15 protein-coding genes are annotated in these 18,359 nt (G+C 72.5%); 6 read left to right on the top strand and 9 right to left on the bottom strand.

All coding sequences use genetic code 11. The features are described 5' to 3' along the window. A partial coding sequence (locus tag ACFQ11_RS21535) for an FUSC family protein (protein WP_378301332.1) occupies nucleotides 1-893 on the bottom strand: 893 nt, incomplete at its 3' end. Continuing rightward, nucleotides 874-2,310: a sugar porter family MFS transporter gene (locus ACFQ11_RS21530; protein ID WP_378301330.1), complete on the bottom strand. Its 1,437-nt coding sequence runs from the start codon at nucleotides 2,308-2,310 to the stop codon at nucleotides 874-876. The genes ACFQ11_RS21530 and ACFQ11_RS21535, both read right to left, overlap by 20 nt. A 382-nt stretch (nucleotides 2,311-2,692) precedes the next feature. On the opposite strand from ACFQ11_RS21530, the gene ACFQ11_RS21525 reads away from it, so the two are divergent. Next, nucleotides 2,693-3,742, top strand: coding sequence for an LLM class flavin-dependent oxidoreductase (locus ACFQ11_RS21525; protein WP_378301328.1), 1,050 nt, complete (start codon nucleotides 2,693-2,695; stop codon nucleotides 3,740-3,742). A 175-nt stretch (nucleotides 3,743-3,917) separates the two neighbouring features. Here the strand turns inward: ACFQ11_RS21525 and ACFQ11_RS21520 are convergent, their stop codons facing one another. Further along, complete coding sequence (locus ACFQ11_RS21520; RefSeq protein ID WP_378301326.1) at nucleotides 3,918-4,559, bottom strand: DUF305 domain-containing protein; 642 nt, start codon at nucleotides 4,557-4,559, stop codon at nucleotides 3,918-3,920. 189 nt (nucleotides 4,560-4,748) lie between these two features. Here ACFQ11_RS21520 and ACFQ11_RS21515 point away from each other — a divergent pair, with 189 nt between their 5' ends. Then, nucleotides 4,749-6,164 (top strand): LVIVD repeat-containing protein, encoded by a 1,416-nt coding sequence (locus ACFQ11_RS21515; RefSeq protein ID WP_378301324.1) that lies wholly within the window; start codon nucleotides 4,749-4,751, stop codon nucleotides 6,162-6,164. A 166-nt stretch (nucleotides 6,165-6,330) separates the two neighbouring features. On the opposite strand, the gene ACFQ11_RS21510 is transcribed toward ACFQ11_RS21515, so the two are convergent. The 4 genes from ACFQ11_RS21510 to ACFQ11_RS21495 form a co-directional block, all read right to left on the bottom strand. Beyond that, nucleotides 6,331-7,011: a TetR/AcrR family transcriptional regulator gene (locus ACFQ11_RS21510; protein ID WP_378301322.1), complete on the bottom strand. Its 681-nt coding sequence runs from the start codon at nucleotides 7,009-7,011 to the stop codon at nucleotides 6,331-6,333. 4 nt (nucleotides 7,012-7,015) lie between these two features. Beyond that, nucleotides 7,016-8,140, bottom strand: coding sequence for a hypothetical protein (locus ACFQ11_RS21505; protein WP_378301320.1), 1,125 nt, complete (start codon nucleotides 8,138-8,140; stop codon nucleotides 7,016-7,018). Nucleotides 8,141-8,155: 15 nt separating this feature from the next. Then, nucleotides 8,156-9,673: an FAD-dependent oxidoreductase gene (locus tag ACFQ11_RS21500; RefSeq protein ID WP_449193583.1), complete on the bottom strand. Its 1,518-nt coding sequence runs from the start codon at nucleotides 9,671-9,673 to the stop codon at nucleotides 8,156-8,158. Nucleotides 9,674-9,821: 148 nt separating this feature from the next. Continuing rightward, nucleotides 9,822-10,310, bottom strand: a complete 489-nt coding sequence (locus ACFQ11_RS21495) for a flavin reductase family protein (RefSeq protein ID WP_378301318.1) — start codon at nucleotides 10,308-10,310, stop codon at nucleotides 9,822-9,824. Nucleotides 10,311-10,447: 137 nt separating this feature from the next. Between ACFQ11_RS21495 and ACFQ11_RS21490 the strand changes: the two genes are divergently transcribed. Continuing rightward, entirely contained in the window at nucleotides 10,448-12,529 is a 2,082-nt protein-coding gene (locus tag ACFQ11_RS21490) for a SpoIIE family protein phosphatase (protein WP_378301316.1), read from the top strand. Here the strand turns inward: ACFQ11_RS21490 and ACFQ11_RS21485 are convergent. Further along, nucleotides 12,526-13,473 (bottom strand): carbohydrate kinase family protein, encoded by a 948-nt coding sequence (locus tag ACFQ11_RS21485; protein WP_378301314.1) that lies wholly within the window; start codon nucleotides 13,471-13,473, stop codon nucleotides 12,526-12,528. The genes ACFQ11_RS21490 and ACFQ11_RS21485 overlap by 4 nt on opposite strands. A 119-nt stretch (nucleotides 13,474-13,592) precedes the next feature. Between ACFQ11_RS21485 and ACFQ11_RS21480 the strand changes: the two genes are divergently transcribed. Next, the gene (locus tag ACFQ11_RS21480) at nucleotides 13,593-14,171 is read left to right on the top strand and encodes a dihydrofolate reductase family protein (RefSeq protein ID WP_378301312.1); all 579 of its coding nucleotides are present in this window, start codon (nucleotides 13,593-13,595) and stop codon (nucleotides 14,169-14,171) included. A 356-nt stretch (nucleotides 14,172-14,527) separates the two neighbouring features. On the opposite strand, the gene ACFQ11_RS21475 is transcribed toward ACFQ11_RS21480, so the two are convergent. After that, nucleotides 14,528-15,799: a lipase family protein gene (locus ACFQ11_RS21475; RefSeq protein ID WP_378301310.1), complete on the bottom strand. Its 1,272-nt coding sequence runs from the start codon at nucleotides 15,797-15,799 to the stop codon at nucleotides 14,528-14,530. Nucleotides 15,800-16,506: 707 nt separating this feature from the next. Here ACFQ11_RS21475 and ACFQ11_RS21470 point away from each other — a divergent pair. Together ACFQ11_RS21470 and ACFQ11_RS21465 are read left to right on the top strand one after the other, a co-directional pair. After that, complete coding sequence (locus tag ACFQ11_RS21470; RefSeq protein WP_378301308.1) at nucleotides 16,507-17,529, top strand: DUF2330 domain-containing protein; 1,023 nt, start codon at nucleotides 16,507-16,509, stop codon at nucleotides 17,527-17,529. A 108-nt stretch (nucleotides 17,530-17,637) separates the two neighbouring features. Further along, entirely contained in the window at nucleotides 17,638-18,141 is a 504-nt protein-coding gene (locus tag ACFQ11_RS21465; RefSeq protein ID WP_378301306.1) for an FBP domain-containing protein, read from the top strand. Nucleotides 18,142-18,359 lie beyond the last annotated feature (218 nt).

Below are 18,359 nucleotides of genomic sequence, written 5' to 3'. Positions count from 1 at the left end.
AGCGCGCGCAGCACCTCCGCGATCTCCCGGACGGCCCGGACGAGCACGGCGCGTCCGTCCGGGACGGCGGCGGGCGCGGTGCGGGCCAGCATCAGGCAGGCGGCGCCGAGCAGGCCGAGCCGGTCCGCGTGCTCCACCTCCCTGGCCGAGTGCCCGCCGCGCAGGCGCCAGGCCAGGGAGAACCGCGGCAGCGTGGTGGTGGCCCGCCGCATGCGGTCGACGTCGCCGACGCGGTCGTCCGGGTCGCGCAGCGTCTCGATCGCCTCCGCGGCGAGCCGGCCGCCCCGCTCCCCCGCGTCCCCGGGCGCCAAGGCGCGCGCCACCGCCTCCAGACCGGCGGCCGCCCAGTCCAGCGCCGCCGTCTCCGCGCGCCGGAGCAGCGCGACCGGTTCGGGCGTGAACAGCAGCTGCGTGAACACGAGCGCGACCCCGGCGCCGATCAGCGCGTCGACGATCCGGTACACCCCCAGCTGGTCGTCGCCCACCCCAACGGTCAGCACCGCGCCCGCCGCCGCCTGCGCGATGACGAGCCGGTTCTCGCCGAGCGCGGCGGCCAGCGCCGTCGCGACGAACACCGCCGCCGCCATGCTCGCCGTGCCGCCGCCCGGCCCGATGAGCGTCAGCTCCCCCACGCCGATCCCGAGGATCACGCCGGTGAGCAGGTGCAGCGCGTTCACCCCGCGCCGCCCCCGGGCGGCGTTCAGCGCGATCACCGCGGCGATCGGCGCGAAGAACGGCTGCCGGGCGCCGCCGACGGCGTCGGCGATCGTCCACGCGACGACGGCGGCCGCCGTCTGCTGCGACAGCGGCCAGAACGCGCCCGCCAGCCGGTGCAGGGCCGCGGCGCCCGCCGCGCGCAGGCGGGCGCCCGGGTCAGCCGCCGCCGGCGGCATGCTCCGGCGGACGGCGCCCGAAGCGGCGCTGCAGGTCGGCGTCGATCTCCGCGTAGTCGCGGTGCTTGGTCTCCGGGACGTAGCGGGCCACGAACAGCAGGCCGAGCAGCGAGATCGCGGCGAAGATCCAGAAGGTCTCGCCCTGCCCGATCAGGTGCGCGATCGGCAGGAACGCGAGGCTGACCGCGAAGTTGGACGCCCAGTTGACGGCCGTCGACGCGCCGGACCCCGCCGCGTGGACCCGCGCGGGGAAGATCTCGCCGATCATGGTCCAGAAGACCGGCCCCAGGCCCCCCGCGTACCCGGCGATGTAGAGCACCATGAACACCAGCGCCAGCTCCGACGACCAGTCCGCCACGAACGCCAGGCCGAGCAGGACCATGGTCACCGTCATCACGGCGAGCGACACCAGCATGAGGCGGCGCCGGCCGGCGCGGTCGATGGCACGGATCGCCACGATCGTCATCAGCAGGTTGATGACGCCGATGGCGATCGAGTAGAAGATCGCGTTCGACGCCGTCAGGCCGGTCTGCTCGATGATCGTCGGCGCGTAGTAGATGATCGTGTTGATCCCCGCGAACTGCTGCAGGGCCGCGAGCCCGAGCCCGACGACCAGCGCCGGGCGGACGCGCGCCCCGAGCAGCGCCCGCGCCCCCCTCTCCCGCGGCTCGTGCCGCTCCGCCTCCTCGCTCGCCCGCCGCTCGTACCGCTCGATCAGCCGGTCGGCGGTCGCCGTGTTGGTGACCGAGGCGATCAGTTCCCGGCACTGGCCGCGCCGCCCCTGCTCGAGCAGCCACACCCCCGACTCCGGCAGGACGAGCACCGCCGCGACCACGATCACGAACGCCGGGATCGCGCCGACCGCGATCATCGCGCGCCAGTCCCCGGCGCCGGAGAACGCGAGGTTGACCAGGTACGCCGCCAGGATCCCGGTCGTGATCATCAGCTGGTTGAGGGTCAGCAGGCGGCCCCGGATGTCCTTCGGGGAGATCTCCGACAGGTAGATGGGAACGGTCGCGGACGCGGCCCCGACCGCGAGCCCGAGGATCAGCCGCCCCGCCAGCAGCGTTCCGTAGCCGGGGGCGAACACGGCGATCACCGTGCCGACCAGGAACACCAGCCCCTCGACCTCGAGCGCCCGTTTCCGGCCGAACCGGTCGGCGATGCGGCCGGACGTCAGCGCGCCCACCATCGCCCCGAGCACCAGCACGCTGACGACGCTGCCCTGCTGGAAGGAGTTCAGGCCGAAGTCCGGCCGGATGAACAGCAGCGCCCCGGAGATCACCCCGGTGTCGAAGCCGAACAGGAAGCCGCCGAGGGCGATCAGGACGCCCCACGTCCAGATCTTGCGGAGGCCGGCGGGCGGGACCTCCGCCAGCGGACCCTCGCGCACCGGAGCGCTGGAGAACCCCTGCATGCTCGCTTCCCTCCCGGCCGGGACCGCCGATCGGCGCCGATGCCGATCACCGGACGTCCTCCCCCGGCCTTCCCCCCGTCGCCCTTCGCGATCTCGAGCTTCAGCAAAATGATCGTGACGTCGCCCGTTCACCGGCTCCGGCCGAGAGAGGGCGGCGGTATCGGCGGTCAAATGGACCATCTACGGGCGATGATTGTGCACAGAACCTAAATCCACCGGTTGTTCGTGGAGGAGTACATGACGGGCGGTCTTCGAAAGTCATGCAGGTCGGCGTGATGTTTGAGCACCAAATTGCGTAGGCGCACCCCGTTCAGCACACTGGCGTTGAAGATCTCCACCCCCCGACCGTGCGCGAATGCGCACTGCAAGGAGACGTTTCTCGGTGAAGTTCAGCTATGCCATGCTCCCCGACTACCCGGTCGCGGAGTCGCTGGCCTCCATCAAGCTCGCCGACGAGCTCGGGTTCCACGCGGTGTACGCCGCCGACGAGCCGTGGCACAAGGACCTGTGGCTGCTGTTCGCCGCGGCCGCGGCGAGCACCTCGCAGATCCGCATGGGCCCGTCGGTGTCGGCGGTGACGCTGCGCGAGCCGTCCCTGATCGCGCAGGCCGCCGCGACGCTGGACGAGCTCACCGGCGGCCGCGCGGAGGTCGTCCTCGGCAGCGGCAACTTCGGGGTCCTCGCCCAGTACAAGATCGACTGGGCTCGGACGAAGCCGCTCACCCGGGTGAAGGAGGCCGTCGCGGTCGTCCGGACCCTGCTGGACGAGGGCACGATCACCCGCGACGGCGAGTTCTACTCCTACGACGGCCTGTTCACCTTCGCGCGTCCGGTGCAGGAGCGGCTGCCCGTCAAGATCGGCGCGATGCGCGGGCCGAAGTCGTTCGAGGCGGCCGGCGAGCTGTCCGACGGCGTGCACCACGCGCTCAGCTACTCGCGCGGCGCCTACGAATACGCGGTCGAGCACTTCCGGGCGGGCGCCGAGCGCGCGGGCAAGGACTGGCGGTCGCTCGACATCGGCGCCTGGGTGGTGTTCGCGGTCGGCCCGGACTCGGCCGCGGCCAAGGAGTCGGCCCGCAGCATGGTGGGCCTCTACGCGTCGGCGATGCCGCCCGAGCAACTGGAGCGCAACGGCGTCGACCCGGCGGACATGGCACCGATCATCGAGGCGATCGGCGCGGGCGACCTCGCCAAGGGCATCGAGCTGACCACGCCGGAGATCACCGAGAAGCTGTCCCTGTCGGGCACCCCGGAAGAGGTCCGCGCCAAGATCGAGCGCGACATCGCGCCGACCGGCGTCAACCACATGATCTGCGCGATCACGGACCCCGGCCTGGTGAAGTCGTTCACCGGCCGCGACCTCACCGGCGTCCCGGACGTGGACGGCCAGCTCCGCCTGATCCACGAGCACCTGATGCCCGCGTTCGCGTAACGGCCGCGCCACGGGGGTCATCGCCCCGCGGGTCCTCCCCCGCCGTTGCGGACGGAGGAGGACCCGTCCGGGGTCGCTCCCGTGCTCGCCGCCCGGGCGAACCGCCCCGGTGCGGATCCTCACCCGGCGGGCACCGTCGCGGCCGCCCGCCGGCCGTCCGGCGGCGGAGCGGCGGTCAGTCCTCCAGCAGGGCGCGCATGCGCTCGATCTCGGCCGCCTGGGTGGACTGGACGTCGCGGGCCATCTCCTGGACCGTGACGTCCGTCCCCTTGTCCAGGACGTCGTCGACCATGGTGATCGCGCCCTGGTGATGGGTGATCATCAGCTTCAGGAAGAGCTCGTCGAACGCCGCGCCGCGCGCGCCCCGGAGCCGTTCGAGCTGCTCCGGCGTGGCCATCCCGGCCATGCGGGCCGTGTGCCCCGCCCCGTGGTTGCGGCCGTGCGCCTTCAGGACGGCCTCGGGGTTCTCCTCGAGCCACGAGCGCATGACGTCGATCTCGATCTTCTGCGCGGTCTCGATGCGGGAGGCCAGCGACTTCACCCGCTCGTCGGACGCCCGGGACGGCGCGAGCGCGGACATCTCCAGCGCCTGCGCGTGGTGCGGGATCATCATCTGGACGAACCCGACCTCGGCCGCGGTCGGCGGCGCGGCCTCGCGCGGGCCGGCGACCCGCGTCTCGTTGGGCTCGCCCGGACGGTCGGGGACCAGCACGGTCCGCGGCGGCGCCGCCTCGGGCTCGTCCTCGCCGCCGAAGAACGCCAGTGCCCCGGCGGCCAGCAGGACCACCGCGCACACCAGCACGATCCGATGCCGCATCGCACCTCCCACGTCCAGCCCGAACCGTACCCACAGAGCAGTCCGCCGCAAAAGGGCCTTTGATCTCTAGAGGCTTACATTTGCGTTCAGACCTATGCACGGGCCGCAAAGCGCTACATACTCCGGAAGATCAGCACCTGTACGCCGGGGGACGTGTAGACAAAGGAGTCAGGGGTGGCGCCAGTTCCCATGCGAAGAACCAGACGCAGGACCCTCGTGGGTGCCCTTTCGGGCATCCTCCTGGTGATGTCGGCCGTGCTCGTGCCGTCGGCCTCGGCCGACGGCGTCCCGGGCGGGGACGAGATCGTCAAGAGCCGGAACATGCACCACGTGGCGAACATCCCCAAGCAGGGACCGCTCGCCGCCGCCAACGCCTACGGCTCGGACTGGGCGTTCAAGGGCCGCTACGCGTTCGGCGGCAACTACGAGGGCTTCACGATCTACGACATCAGCCGGCCCAAGCGGCCGAAGGTCGTCACGGTCGTCCACTGTCCCGGCTCCCAGAACGACGTGTCGATCGCCGGGAACCTGCTGTTCCTGTCGACCGACAGCTCGCGGAGCGACGACTCGTGCCGGTCCGTGCCCAAGCCCGCGACGGAGAAGTCGTCGTGGGAGGGCATCAAGATCTTCGACATCAGCGACGTGCGCAACCCGCGCTACGTCAAGGCCGTCGAGACCAAGTGCGGCTCGCACACCAACACCCTCGTCCCGGGGAAGCGCGGCACGGCCTACATCTACGTGTCCTCGTACTCCCCGAACGACACCTACCCCGACTGCAAGACCCCCCACGATCTCATCTCGATCGTCAAGGTCCCGCTGAAGGATCCGCGCGCGGCGCACGTGGTGGCCGAGCCGGTGCTGTTCCCGGACGGCGGCAACCCCGGTGACCCGCCGGGCACGCCGTGGCCGAACGAGACCCGCGCCACGTCGGGCTGCCACGACCTGACCGCCTACCCCGACAAGGACCTGATGGCCGGGGCCTGCATGGGCGACGGCGTGCTGTTCGACATCTCCGACCCGGTCAAGCCGCGCACGATCACCAGCGTGCGCGACGACGAGAACTTCGCGTTCTGGCATTCGGCGACGTTCAACAACAGCGCCACCAAGATCGTCTTCACCGACGAGCTGGGCGGCGGTTCGGCCGCCACCTGCAACGCGGAGGTCGGGCCGGAGAAGGGCGCCAACGCCATCTACGACATCGTCGGCAAGGGCGATGCCCGGAAGCTCGAGTTCCGCAGCTACTACAAGATTCCGCGCCACAACGCCGACAGCGAGAACTGCGTGGCCCACAACGGCTCGCTGATCCCGGTCAAGGGCAAGGACATCATGGTGCAGTCCTGGTACCAGGGCGGCATCTCGGTCATGGACTTCACCGACTCCCGCAACCCCAAGGAGATCGCCTGGTTCGACCGCGGCCCGTGGGCGGACGACCTGAGCACCCTGGCCGGCACGTGGTCGACGTACTACTACAACGGCTACATCTACTCCAACGGCATCCAGCGGGGCTTGGACGTCATCGACATCCGTGACCACCGCACCAACAAGGCCAAGCGCGTCCGGCTCGACGAGCTGAACGCCCAGTCGCAGCCGAACTACTTCGACTGATCCGGTTCGACTGATCCGGTTCGATTGATCCGGCGGGACGGGTCCCCGGCCTCGCGGAGCACGGTGCTCCGCCGGGCCGGGGACCCGACCTCGTGCGAGGACGGGCCCGGCCGGACGGTCGGGTCGACGCGCCCGCCCGGCGAGGGACGGGCCTCGTCGTCCCCGGTCACCGGCCGCGCACGGCGGTGCGCGCCGGGCGCCGGACGTCCGCGGGCGGATCGTCCGTCGACGATCGTTCGGCGGTGGCCGCGGGGCGGGACAGGGCGGGGGCGAGCCAGCGGTCGAGCAGGGCGCGGAGCCGGGCCTCGTCGTGCGGCGGCTCGCCGGGGTGCTGCAGGAGGGACGTCAGCAGCCGCATGATGATCTCGGCCAGGCCGTCCAGGTCGTCCTCGCCGATGCCGGCGGCCGCCCAGTCGACGGGGTAGCGCTGGAGCATCCGCGCGCCGTAGGCGATGGTGTCCCCGGTCGTGGCGCCGCGGCCGAAGGCGCTCGCGTCGCCGAGCCGCAGCAGGAGGCTCAGGCGCGGGTCGGCGGGGATGGTCCGCACGCAGAAGACCATGCCCTCCACGACGGCCTCGGCCGGGTCGGTGACGCCCTGGAGGTGGGCGATCAGCCGATCGACGAACGACTCGGCGCCCTGCGCGGCCACCTCGCCGATGATGTCGCTGATGCGGCCGAAGTGCCGGTACACGGTCTGGCGGGTGACGCCGAGCTCGTTCGCGACGTCGGACAGGGTCGTCTTCGCGACGCCGTGCCTCTCGATGCAACGGACGGTCGCGTCGACGATGCGCTGCCGGGCCTCGGCGTCCGACGCGGGTGGCCGCCCGGCCCAGCCGTGGTGCCCCATGGCCTTAGGATCGCACAGGCCCGGCCGTCCGCCGTCCGGTCGCGCGGAGCGCGAGCGCGATGAACGCGGACGCGGCGACGGCGCACGCCACGACGTACCAGAGGCTGCCGACGGGCGTGCCCTGCTCGGTGACGCCGTGGTCCGCCCCGAAGTACGCCGGCAGCGCGGCCAGCCAGAGGACGGCGTGGACGCCGAGGAACAGCGCCGGGTAGGTGCGCGCGAACAGCGGCGACGCCGCCGGGGACGGCGCGGCGCGCGTCGCCCGCCGGGCGTCCGCGAGCAGCCAGAGTCCGATGATCCAGACCAGGGCGAGTTCGGCCCCGAGGACGGCCCGCTGGATCCACAGCACCTCCTCGCCGCGGAAGGCGCCGCTGGGAGCGCTCACGATGATCATCGCCAGCGGCGTCGCGGCCCCGGCGACGGCGGCGCGCCAGGCGATCCGCGGGCCGCCGAGCGTCGCCGGCCCGTCCTTCCCGCCGGTCAGCCGGACCACGAGGTAGGTCATCGCGCCGAAGGAGACCGAGGCGAACAGGAGCATGCTGTTCATCGGGACCGAGGCGAGCGCCGGCTGGTTGATCATCTCGTTCTCGGGGTTCCACGCCCACCACTTCAGCTGCGGCCCGAGGTGGTCGAAGATCTCGTAGAAGACCTGGCAGGCGAACGCGACCGCCAGCGAGCCGACCAGCGGCCCGCGCCGCGCGAAGACGCCCAGGACGCGGACCAGTTCGTAGGCGAGCTGTGACAGCGCGGGGTAGAAGGCCACGATGTAGAGCGGCAGCCGGTCGTACATGAACTGCACGGTGAACACGTTGTGGGAGAAGATGAACCCGACGTGCTCCTCCAGGCCGAACCACTCCGGGAAGTAGAGCGGCGGCTCGATCACGGCCAGGTAGACGACCGAGGCGAACCACAGCGTGATGTTGGCCGGGTCGCCGTCGCGGCGCCACCGCCGCCACGCGTGGACGAGGGCGAACACCGCGCCGCCGACGACGAGCAGCTCGAGGACCGGCATGGTGCCGTTCTCGAGGCCGAACGGGTTGCGGAGGTCGACCACGGGTTCGGCGTCGTGGCAGGAGAAGCCGAGTCCCTCGGCGAGCCGCCCGGCGGCCGGGCCGCAGGTGTTGTCCATGCGTCGCTCCTCGGGTCAGGCGTCGACGAGGCCGGTGCCGGCGGACGATGACCGGGCGGACCGCGCGTAGCCGGTGAAGTCGGTGCCGGGCGGGTCCTGCTTCTCGTCGAATCCCCCGGGGACGACCGTGCGTCCCAGCCGCCGGCGCACCTGGTAGCGGACGATGCCGAACCAGAACCGGGGATCGAGGGCCATCTCCCGGAGCGACTTGTCGAGGTTGAACACCTCGGCGAACGTCCGCTCGACGTAGGCGTCCTCGCGGCTCGCGGCGTTGACGGCGTTGAAGACCGGCCAGCTGAACCGCGCGGTCAGCCTGCGCCGCCAGGGGGCGGCGACCTCCGTGCCGGTGGCGAAGTCGTACGCCTGGTCACGGGCCATCGCGAGCATCCACGGCACGTCGAGGGACGCCTTCTGCCGGTCGAGGAACGCGCGGAAGAAGGCGGGGTCGAGGGCGTCGCGGCCGCGCAGCAGCTCGGCGAGGATCAGCGCGGAGCGGGCGGCCGAGCTCATCCCCTGCGCGTAGAACGGGTTGAAGGCGCAGATCGAGTCGCCGATGCAGACCAGCCCGGCCGGAGGGGTGTCGAGCAGGTCGAAGCGGCGCCACTTGTTGCCCGTCGACCGGGTCAGGTGCACCTCGGACGTCGGCGTGCAGGCGCGCGCCGCCCGCCCGAAGGCGGTGGCCCGCACCCGGTCGACCGCGGCCTCGAACGCGTCGGTGTCGCGCGGCATCCGGATGCCCCACGACCCCATGCACACGATGGCGCGGTCGCCCTCGATGGGGAAGAAGTTGCTGAGGAACTCGTGCTCCTCCGGACGGTCGCCGCGGTCCTGGGACGGCGTGACGACCAGGTGCTTCCACCACCACGACTCCGGGCGCCCGTCGGCGGGCGGCAGGTCGTACCACCGCGAGGCGTAGGTGACCTTGGCGTCGAGCGTCTTCTCCGGCGGCGCGGGCCAGCCGGCCGCGGCGAGCCAGCCGGTCACCTGGGAGCCGCGCCCGAGCGCGTCGACGACCAGGTCCGCGGCCAGCCGGCCCTCGCCGCCGGCGGTTCGGTACTCGACTCCCTCGACGCGCCCGCGGGCGGTGCCGCCCCCGGTGGCACGAAGCCCGGTGACGGTCACGCCCTCGCGGATCTCGATGGCGGGCAGCTCGCGGACCTTGTCGCGCAGGACCCGCTCGATGAGCACGCGGGAGCCGTAGATCATCGTCATCGATCCCGACTTGCGCGGCGCCCAGCCGTCGTTCTCGCAGTACGCGGCGTCCATCGACGGCATCAGGCGCATCCCGCCGGCGGCGATCAGCGCCTCCTCGAAGCCGGGGAAGATCTCGCCGATCGCGCGCCGCCCGGAGTTGAGCAGGAAGTGCGGGTGCTTGCTCTGCGGCACGCCCCTGCGGTGCTCCGCGCCCGGCGGCAGCCGGTCCCGCTCCAGGACGATCACCTCGTCGAAGTGCCGCGCGAGCACTCCGGCGGCGCACAGGCCCGCCACGCTGCCGCCGAGCACCACGGCCGTCCGTCCCCGCATCCCGCTCACCCCTCATTCATACAGATTATGAGTGAATGTATGATCGGGGCGTGGGCGGGTCAATAGCCCGGACCGAACCGGCTCGTGAGGCGGTGGATCCTCTCCGGGCGCCCGCGGAGGACGCCGAGCCCGCCCGGCGAACGGACGGCGAGCGGGGTCAGGCCGGGTGCCCCGGTTCCATGGCGGGCAGCGAGCGGAAGGTGAGCGGCGCGGTTTCGACGTCGACGGCCACGTCGATCGGGGCGAGCAGGAGACCGACGTGGTCGCCGAGGTCGGCGCGCGCCACGATCCGGCCGACGAGACGGCGCCGGGCCCCGGCGAGCAGCGGCACGCCTTCGGGGCCCGGCCGCCAGGAGCAGCGGGCGAACTTGTCGACCTCGTCGCCGGTCCGCGTCCCGAACAGGGCCGCGAGCCGCTGCTGGTCCTCGTCCCGGCCGAGGACGTGGACGGCCAGGACCGTCGCCGCCTCGGCCACCCGGTACGTGTGGTTGCGGCGGGACAGGCACACCAGGAACCGGAACGGGTCGATGCTGGTCTGCGTGGCGAACCCGACCAGGCAGCCCGCCCGCGTCCCGGTGCCCGCGTCGACGGCGGTCACCACGAACATCGGGTAGTCGAACCCGGCGACGAACTCATCGCTGTCCACCCGGGCAGCCTACGGCCCGTTCGCGGCGGGGGCCGGTCGCGCGCGCCGTTCGCCCGCCACCCGAGTGCACGTTCCTCCCCGCCGGCGCGGGGGAAGGCTGGGCATTACGGGACACGGCGGCTGACCGGGGGTAGGCAATGGACGACGCCTGCGGGGAAGGGACCGGCGGGCTCGCGCTGGAGGCGTTCGATCCCGCGCCTGTCGCGATCGCCCTGACCAGCGGGCCGCGGCATCGCCTCATGTACGCCAACGCCGCCTACCGGGCGTACTTCGGCGGCCGTCCGCTCGGGGAACCGGTCCAGGAGGCGTTCGCCGACCTGGCCCGGCCGGAGTGCCCCGATCTGTTCGACCGGGTTCTGGCCACCGGGGAGGCGATCACCCTCGCCGAGTCGCGGCTGAAGGTCGGCCCGGGCGGCGCCGGCCGTGGAGAGCGGTTCTTCACCTTCAGCCTCTCCCGGTTCCGCGAGGAGCCGCCCGGGGTGATGGTGATCGCGGTGGACGTCACCGAGCGGGTCGCCGCGACCCGCCGGGCGGTCCGCTCGGCCGAGGAGCAGCACCGGTTCCGGCGCAGATTCGAGAGCCTGGTCCAGGTCGCCGGGACGAACGCGCCGATCATGTGGGTGACGGGACCGGCGGGCGGGGTCATCGAGCCGAGCCCGGGCTGGGAGCGGGTGACCGGGCAGAGCTGGGAGGAGTTCCGTGGCAACGGGTGGCTGCGGGCGCTGCATCCGGACGACCGCGAGGCGGCGAGACGGTCACGGGACGAGGCCCGCCGGGAGGGGCGTCCCTGGCGGTTCGTGTACCGGCTGCGCACCGTCGACGGCGAGTACCGGCATTTCGAGGTCCGCACCGCGCCTGTCTACCAGGACGGCGCCCTGATCGAATGGATCGGGGCCTGCACCGACATCGAGCAGCAGTGGCGGGAGGAACGCCGCCGGGAGCTGATCGACCGCGCCGCCGCCGCGATCGCCGAGAGCTCCGGGCTGCCGGAGATGTTCGGGGCGCTCGCCGACGTGCTGGTCCCGGCGCTCGCCGACGGCTGCGGCGTGCACCTGCTGCCGAACTTCAGCGACCGTCCCGAGGGCGCCCCGGTCGTCGCCCAGCGCGTCGCCACGGCCGCGCAGGACGGCATGCCGCGCCAGCCGCCGCTCGGCTTCGAGCGGTTCGCCGCCGACAGCGGGTTCACCCGCGCGGTGGAGCGGCGCCGCCCGCTGCACCGCACGTTCCCGTCGGGCGAGCCCCCGGCCGGGGTGCTGCCGGAGAGCACCACCACCTGGCTGAAGCGGGCCGGTGCCAACAGCGTCGTGCTGATGCCGGTGGTCGTCGACGGCGTCGTGGCGGCCGCCGTCACCGCCGCCCGATGCGGCGACCGCGCCCCCATGACCCCCGAGGACGTCGACCTGATGCGGCAGCTGTTCGACCACACCCACGACGCCCTGAGCACCGCCGTCCAGGCCCACCGGACGCAGCAGGTGGCGCTCGCGCTCCAGGACGAACTGCTCGCGGAGCCGCCGCGCCTCACCGGCCTGGAGGCCGTGGCCCGGTACCGGCCCAGCCCGGCGGCCGCCGAGGTGGGCGGCGACTGGTTCGACTGCTTCGTCCTGCCCGACGGAGCGACCGTCCTCGCCATCGGCGACGTGGCCGGCCACGACCTCGCCGCCGCGGTCGCGATGAGCCAGCTCAGGAACATGCTGCGGGCCCTGGCCGTCGACCGCGCCGGCCCGCCCGGCGAGACCCTGCACCGGCTCAACACCGCGATGGCGACGCTCGCCCCGGACGCCACGGCCACGGCGGTCCTGGCGCGCGTCAGCGGCACCGGGCCGGACGATCGGCGGCTCGACTACGCCGCCGCGGGCCACCCGCCGCCGCTGCTGGTCACCGCCGACGGCGACGCCCGGCTGCTGGAGGACGCAGCCAACCCCCTGCTCGGCTTCCTGTTCGACGAGCCCTACGGCACCGCGACCGAGCCGCTGCCCGCAGGCGCCACCCTGCTGCTGTACACCGACGGGCTGATCGAACGGCCGGGCGAGCACCTGGACACCGGCCTGGACCGGCTCCGCGAGCAGGCGTCCGCCCTCGCGCACCGCCCCCTGCGCGCTTTCTGCGACACCCTTCTGGACGGCCTTCCCACCACCGGGACCGACGACATCGCCGTGATCGCCCTCCGCGTCACCGGCCGCCCCCGCCCCCGGGGCGCCGGAGTCGGTCCGCGCCGCTAAGACGTCCCCGCTTCGCCGGCGTCGAGTTCCCGGCGGTGCGGGGGTCGTGCGCCCTCCCGGGTCGTCGCGAGGGCACCGGCGAGCACCGCGCGGGCGAGCAGACGCCGCAGCGCCTCACGTCGGACGGGGAAGCGGACGGACGGCCGTCCCTCCGCTCCGGGGCGGACCAGCCCGTCCAGGAGCGCCGCCTGGAAGGAGTCACCGGCGCCGATGGTGTCGACGACCTCCACCGGGGGCGCCGGTACCGAGACCGCCGCGTCCGCGGTGTGAGCCGTCGCCCCTTCCGCGCCGCGCGTCAGCACGACCAGCCGGGGGCCCAGGCCCAGCAGCCGGCGGGCGCTGTCCTGAGGATCGCTGTCGGGCCACAACCAGCGGAGGTCCTCGTCGCTGGCCTTGACCACGTCCGCGACCTCGGCGACGCGGTGGACCGCCGCCCGGTACTCACCGCGATCCGGTTGCACGGCCGGGCGGACGTTGAGGTCGACGCTGACGGCGCGGCCGGTCCCGCGCCGGAACCGTGCGCACAACTCCAGGACGCGCCCGGCCCCGGGCTCGACGATCACCGCGAGCGAGCCGGTGTGCAGGAGCACGGCATCGTCGCTCGGCTCCAGGGCCGGGGGCGCCCAGTGAGGCACGAAGTCGTAGGTCGCGGAGCCGGTGTCGGGGTCGAGGTAGGCCAGGGCGACCGTCGAACGCGGTGACGTCCCGGCGGCCCGGACGACGTCGAGACCGGTGTCCGCCAGGTAGCGTGCGATCACCTGGCCGGGCGGGTCGTCGCCCCAGCATGTGACCAGGCCGACCGAACGGCCCAGGCGCCGCAGCCCGAGCGCGACGTTGGCCGGGCTGCCCCCGGGGGACGCGTGCACGCGGTCGGCGCCGGCTCGCCACATCAGGTCGACGAGCGTTTCGCCCACCACGACGAATGGTGCGTTCGGAATCTTCATGGGTCCTGTCCTTCAGGTGGGCGTCTGGCCGGGCTCCGGGCGTCCGAGGGCGATGAGTCTCGCCGTGGTAGCCGGTCAGTATCCCCGACACGCGTATCGACCGGACCGAGGAGAGCATCGTGACCGCCACCTACACCTTCGACGTCTTCTCCAGCCTCGACGGCTTCGGCGCCGCGGGCGGCGACTGGAGCGGCTACTGGGGCAAGCAGGGCCCCGAGCTTCTCGACCACCGCCTCGCCCTGTACGGCGAGGAGCAGCGGATGGTCTTCGGGGCCAACACGTACCGGGCCTTCGCGCGGATGCTGGCCTCGAGCACCGAGGAGTCCGACGTGCGCGACCCCTGGGTCACGCGGATGAGGAACCTGCCGGCGACGGTGGTGTCGACCACCCTGGAGGGACCCCTCGACTGGCCGGACGCGACCGTCGCGCGCGGCGACGCCGTCGACGTCGTCGCCCGGCTCAAGGAGGAGTCCGAGGTGCCGTTGCGCTCGCACGGCAGCCTGTCGATGAACCGGGCCCTGATGGCCGCCGGCCTGGTCGACCGCGTCCAGGTGACGCTCTTCCCGGTGATCACCGGCCGGACCGGGCTGGACCCGGTCTTCCAGGGCGCGGCCGACTTCGACCTCGAGCTGATCGAGCACCGGACGCTCGACGGCCGCACCCAGGAGCTCGTCTACCGCCCCACCCTGCATGCCTGACACCGTCCGCGCTTCCCGCACACCGCGAGCACCAGCCCCGCGTACGGCACAACGATCTTCCGGCACATGGGGAACGGTCGTCAGCGGCGGACCCGCCCGGCCGGGTGCGGCGACGGCGTCCTTCCAGACCGCGCGGACGGCGCCCGCGCCGGAGCCGCGCCACCTGTCGGCGGCCGCGGCGAGCTCCTCGGCGAGCTCCTCGGCGAACACTTCGGAGGGCCCGCCCCCGAGCGGGCGCCCGGGGGGCGGGCCGGTGGAGCTCCGTCAGGAAGGCCGCCGGGATTCGACAGCAGACCGACGGCGGACGAAGCGGCCCGGACGCCGAAGAACGCGGCGTCCGGGCCGGGACTGTCAGGTCAGCAGTTGCCCTCGACCGGTTTGCCCGCGAACCGGTCGTCGAGGAACTTGGTCACGTCCTGGGCGGCGGCCCAGTCCGTCGAGAGATGCTCGGACATGTAGGTGTTCTTCCAGGTGGTGTTGATGCCGGCGTCGCAGTAGAGCTGCCGGGTGCCGTCCTCGGTCTCGTGCGGGATGATCTCCTCGAGCCAGCCGCGGTACTGGAACACCGGGAAGCCGATCTCGTAGCGGGCGCCCGAGCCCGCCGGCCCGATGCCGACGCCGACCTTCTGCCGGTCGACGATCTCGCCCCAGGTCACGCCCCCGGGCCCCTCGATCGCGTACAGGTCGTCGAGCGTCAGCTTGTCGGTGGTGAAGTTCTCCACCCGCGCGCCCGTGAACACCGCCAGGGTGCCGAGCAGGCAGTTCTTCTTGACGTCGTCGACGGCGCGGCGGCCCGCGTCGTTCATCAGCTCGTCGAACGGCATCTCGGGATACTGGGCGTTCAGGCCGACGAGGGCGTCCGCCAGGAAGCCCGCGAACAGGCTGCCGTTGAGCGCCTTCGCGGTGACCCGCAGGTCGCCCGGGACGCCTCCGGCGGCGGCGCCGACGACGTTCAGCTCGGGGGCGTACGACTCGGCGAGCTGGGCGCCCCACAGGGAGGCGTGCCCGCCCTCGGAGTACCCCGCGATGCCGACCTCGCCGTCGGCCTTCAGGCTCCCGCCGGGGATCTGCCGGGAGGCGCGGACGATGTCCAGCAGCGCGTGCCCGGCGTTGACGCCGTTGACGTAGGTGTGCACCTTCCCGTCGATGTAGCCGACGCCGTCGGTGGCCGCGATCGCGTGGCCGGCCTTGAGGAACGTGGCGATGTTGTCGCCCTCGTACATGTCCTGCTTCTGGCCCGCGAGCTGCTTGGAGAACGCGCACTGCGGCCCGGACCCGAGCGTCCCGGGGTTGAACGCGACGGTGGGCCGCGAGCCGCCCTTCGTCCACGCCGCCGTGGGGATCGCGACGGTTCCGGTCACCGCGACCTTGGCTCCCTTGGCGTCGGTGGAGACGTAGCGGACCTTCCACGCCTTGTGGCCGGGCGGGTTGCGGACGCCCTCGAGCTTCACTTCACGGCAGGCGAGCAGGTCGCCCGGCGAGCCCTGGACGTCGTTCGCCGCCGCGTAGATCTGGTCGTCGGAGGACCAGCAGAACCACGGCGCCGCCGACGCCGACGGGGCCGTCAGCAGGGGGACCGCCAGCGCGGCGCCCAGGACGCCGGCCGTGAACAGGGATCGGAAACGCATCGACCGCTCCTGACAGTGGGGGTGGCAGCAGAGCCCGACCACCTTGCCAAGCCGGAATCGCCGTCAGAAATGTGTCGGGAGACGAACTTCAGAAACGGCATTAGCACTCCCGACCAATTTCGACCGGGCACGGCCCCGCCGCGCGCAGGTCAGCGGCCGCCGCCGTGCGAGCAGCGCCCCGAGCCGCCGCACGTGCCGCAGGTGCGACCGCCCGGCAGCGTGCCACTGCCCCCACATCCGGGACATCCCGGGCAGTCGCACGCCTGCGAGACATGACCGGAGAGAACACGGCCGGGGTTCATCGCGGTATCGGACATGAGGTCGGCCTCCTGGCGTATTCGGGCTGGACGACCACAGGGCGTTCATGCCGACGGAAGACGCGGCGCCCGCCGATCGCCGTCGTCACGCGGCGATCGGCGGGCGGCGCGGTCGCCCGGCAGCGCTGTGGCACCCCTCCCGACACGCTCACCGTCCGTCGATGACGCGTGACCATGCGTCTATCACCTCGGCGTCATACGATCTGCCCGTTACCGTAAGTAGCAGCCCGCCGACCGCCGCTCTCGAGCGCCTGGAAACGAACCGCCGACGCTCTCGGCCGTCCCCTCGATCACCGTTGGGCGGGTCCGGGAACCGAACCGCGGCGCCGGCGGTCAAAGCCCTTCGGGATGACGATCTGGGAGGGGCGGGTGCGTACTTTCGCGCGTGCGGTGACCGCACTGGGACTGTTGGCCGCCTCGTCGGCGGCCGCCGTGGCGCAGCCGGCGTGGGCGTGCGGCTGCGGTGCGATGATCGCCGACAGTTCGGTCAGGATCTCCGGTGAGACGTCGATCGTCCGCTACGACGCGGCGGCGCGCACCGAGGAGATCGTGATGAGGCTGTCGGCGGAGTCGGCGGCGAAGGACGCCGCCTGGCTCCTCCCCACGCCGTCCGAGGCCGCGGTCCGGCTCGGCGAACGCGGCTGGTTCGAGCAGCTCGACGCGCTCACCGCACCGCGCGTGGTCACCCGTAAGGTCTGGTTCCCCGACCTCGGCCACGGCGGGGCCGGCGAGGCCGCGGCGCCCGGCGGCGGCGGGGGCGTCGAAGTGCTCGGCGAGCGCGACCTCGGACCGTTCCGCGTCGCGACGCTCGACGCCGGCGACCCGGACGCGCTGAGCGACTGGCTCGCCCGGAACGGCTACCGCCTCCGCTCCGACCTCGCGAAGGCGCTCGGCCCGTACGTCGAGCAGGGATGGAAGTACGTCGCGGTGAAGCTGCGGCCGAGCTCGGGCGAGGCCCTCACCGGTGAGCTCGACCCGCTGCACGTGTCGTTCTCCTCGGACGAGCTCGTCTACCCGATGCGGCTCTCCCGCCTCGCGGAGAACGCGCAACGGCTGCATCTCTACGTGCTCGGCGAGCACCGCGTGAAGCAGACGACCGGGACGAAGATGCGGCTGGCCTTCGCCGGGCCGGTGACGCCCGAGCAGGTGCGCTCCCCGGGACTCCGGCGATTCCTCGGGAAGGGCATGTTCCTGACCGAGCTCACCGACGGCCGGATCGACCCCGAGGAGATCGTCGACGACTACCGCTTCGTCTCGACGGACGACGAGCCCTACCGGCAGGTCGTCTACAGGGAGGAGGTCGTCCGGTTCCTGGGCGTGCCGGCCGGATGGCTGATCGTCTTCTCCGTCGGCACGCTGGCCGCGGCGCTGGGCGTCGTCCTCCTCGTCCGCCGCCGCGCCCGAGCGACCTGACCCGTTCCCCTCCACGTTCAGGGGTTCCCGGACGGGCCTTCGAAGACCCCGGGGGCGGTCCGATAATCCTTTGCTCGTGCGACGAACACGCGCCTAAGCTGGCATTTCATGCGATCGATCACCGAACGGGAGCTGCGGTCCTGCTTCGTCAACTGCTCCAAGGGCGACGCCAAGCGCCTCAACCTCTCCAAGGACTTCGACCAGTCCCCCTGGGACGACCTCGACTTCCTCGGCTGGCGAGATCCCAAGGCGCCCGACCGCGCCTACCTGATCACTGAGACGAGCGAACGGCTCACCGGAATCGCGCTGCGCATCGCGTCCGCGCCCGGCAAGGCGCGCGGGTTCAACTCGACGAACCTGTGCTCGTTCTGCCAGACCGTGCACCTCGGCGGCGGTATCGCGCTGATGAGCGCGCGCCGCGGCGGCGAGGCCGGCAAGCAGGGCAATACCGTGGGCCGGTATCTGTGCGCGGACCTGGCCTGCTCCCTCTACGTGCGGGGCAAGAAGCAGACCCTCCTGGGCGACGGCCACGGCGACGGCGTCCCCCTCGAGGAGAAGGTCTCGCGTATCAGGACGAACCTGGACGCCTTCCTCGCCGCCGTCGTCGCCTGATCAGCGGGTCCGCCGTCCCGGCGGGACGTCCCCGTGACGAGCCCCGGGGCGGCGCGACATGCAGCCACGGCGCCGATCGGCCACCTCCAGTGGAGGCGTGCAGGGCACCCGCCGTGAAGGCGCGACGATCAGAGAAACCCCTGCACAGTGATCTACGAAACTCTGTAGTGGCCGATGTAGTTTTTCGGGGCGGCTTCGGGTAGTGTTCCTGTCATCGG

The sequence above is a fragment of the Actinomadura sediminis genome, assembly GCF_042675525.1.
GTDB lineage: Bacteria > Actinomycetota > Actinomycetes > Streptosporangiales > Streptosporangiaceae > Spirillospora > Spirillospora sediminis.
The sequence above is the reverse complement of the archived record's forward strand: the minus strand, read 5'-3'. Positions and strand labels throughout refer to the sequence as shown.

Bases quoted from the DNA above. Each gene is read 5' to 3' on its own strand.
- ACFQ11_RS21485 (WP_378301314.1), bottom strand. From the start codon at position 13,473: ATGAAGATTCCGAACGCACCATTCGTCGTGGTGGGCGAAACGCTCGTC.
- ACFQ11_RS21510 (WP_378301322.1), bottom strand. From the start codon at position 7,011: ATGGGGCACCACGGCTGGGCCGGGCGGCCACCCGCGTCGGACGCCGAG.
- ACFQ11_RS21475 (WP_378301310.1), bottom strand. From the start codon at position 15,799: ATGCGTTTCCGATCCCTGTTCACGGCCGGCGTCCTGGGCGCCGCGCTG.
- ACFQ11_RS21530 (WP_378301330.1), bottom strand. From the start codon at position 2,310: ATGCAGGGGTTCTCCAGCGCTCCGGTGCGCGAGGGTCCGCTGGCGGAG.
- ACFQ11_RS21490 (WP_378301316.1), top strand. From the start codon at position 10,448: ATGGACGACGCCTGCGGGGAAGGGACCGGCGGGCTCGCGCTGGAGGCG.
- ACFQ11_RS21465 (WP_378301306.1), top strand. From the start codon at position 17,638: ATGCGATCGATCACCGAACGGGAGCTGCGGTCCTGCTTCGTCAACTGC.
- ACFQ11_RS21520 (WP_378301326.1), bottom strand. From the start codon at position 4,559: ATGCGGCATCGGATCGTGCTGGTGTGCGCGGTGGTCCTGCTGGCCGCC.
- ACFQ11_RS21515 (WP_378301324.1), top strand. From the start codon at position 4,749: ATGCGAAGAACCAGACGCAGGACCCTCGTGGGTGCCCTTTCGGGCATC.
- ACFQ11_RS21505 (WP_378301320.1), bottom strand. From the start codon at position 8,140: ATGGACAACACCTGCGGCCCGGCCGCCGGGCGGCTCGCCGAGGGACTC.